Origin of the sequence: Desulfotomaculum sp. OF05-3, assembly GCF_003435535.1 — a bacterium.
GTDB classification, from domain to species: domain Bacteria; phylum Bacillota; class Clostridia; order Lachnospirales; family Lachnospiraceae; genus Pilosibacter; species Pilosibacter fragilis.
Genome location: NZ_QWGO01000089.1, coordinates 1 through 1,090 on the forward strand (window position 1 = coordinate 1; position 1,090 = coordinate 1,090).

The 1,090-nt window shown below is 38.9% G+C and carries 2 protein-coding genes; one reads left to right on the top strand and one right to left on the bottom strand.

The genetic code is table 11. From position 1 onward, the window contains the following. A partial coding sequence (locus DXA87_RS17750; RefSeq protein WP_147326546.1) for an aldo/keto reductase occupies positions 1–576 on the bottom strand: 576 nt, incomplete at its 3' end. A gap of 106 nt (positions 577–682) precedes the next feature. On the opposite strand from DXA87_RS17750, the gene DXA87_RS17755 reads away from it, so the two are divergent. Further along, complete coding sequence (locus DXA87_RS17755; protein WP_117505606.1) at positions 683–1,081, top strand: MerR family transcriptional regulator; 399 nt, start codon at positions 683–685, stop codon at positions 1,079–1,081. The last annotated feature ends 9 nt before the right edge of the window (positions 1,082–1,090 follow it).

Sequence of the window (1,090 nt, forward strand, 5' to 3'; positions counted from 1 at the left end):
AACAGAATGGCGACCGCTGAGCTCCGTAAAATGCAGTGCCCACGCTTCCAGCCGGATATCATATTTGTCTGCCCATTCTTTTAATGTTTTCTGCTGGTTAAGGGGATGCGTTTCCATCTGATTTACCATTGGCTTAATATTTGTGAAGTTTGCAAATTCTACCATGCGGTCTGTATAATGATTGGAGATACCGATTGCATGGAGTTTTCCTTCTTTGTACAGTTCTTCCAAAGCACGCCATGCGCCGTAAGTATCACCAAACGGCTGATGCAGCAGCATCAGATCCAGATAATCTGTACGCAGTTTTTCCACAGATTCCAGCACAGATTTTTTACACTCTTCATATCCGAAATGTTCGATCCATACCTTGGAGGTTAAAAATATTTCTTTTCTGTCAATTCCTGACTTTTCAATAGCCTTTCCAACCTCCTCTTCATTAAAATAACTCTGGGCAGTATCAATGCTGCGATATCCCACTTCCAATGCATCCCGCACGCATCGTTCACACTCATCTTTCGTAACCTGATATATTCCATTTGTTCTCCCCCTGCCTGTTGATTCATTTTTTTTCATCATGCTATAATCCTACCAGCCGGTAGCTGCTACCGGTCAAGGACTTTTTGAGATCCAAGCTGTTAAATTCAGCATTTTGAATTTAATTTTATGTTTTTAGGAGAATGTTATGTATTCCATGAAAGAGGCCTGCAAATTAACCGATATGACCTACGAAAATTTGAAATTTTATTGCAACGAAGGACTTGTTTCCAATGTAAAAAGGGATAAAAGAAATTATCGGGTGTTTGATGATCACGATATTAAATGGATCCAGAGTTTAAACTGCCTGAAAAATTGCGGTATGAGCATTGCTGAAATGAAAGAGTATCTCGCACTTTGCCTTGAAGGAGAAAAATCTATTCCAACGCGAAAAATTATTCTGCAAAATAAAAGAGAAGCTCTGCTTCAGTCTATCGAAAAATTGCAGCAGGCTGTCGCATTTATTGACTGGAAGCAGAGCTTCTATGATAAAGTCTTGTCTGGGGAAATGATGTATTATAGTAATTTAACCTGTTGTGCTAGATAAAATAATATA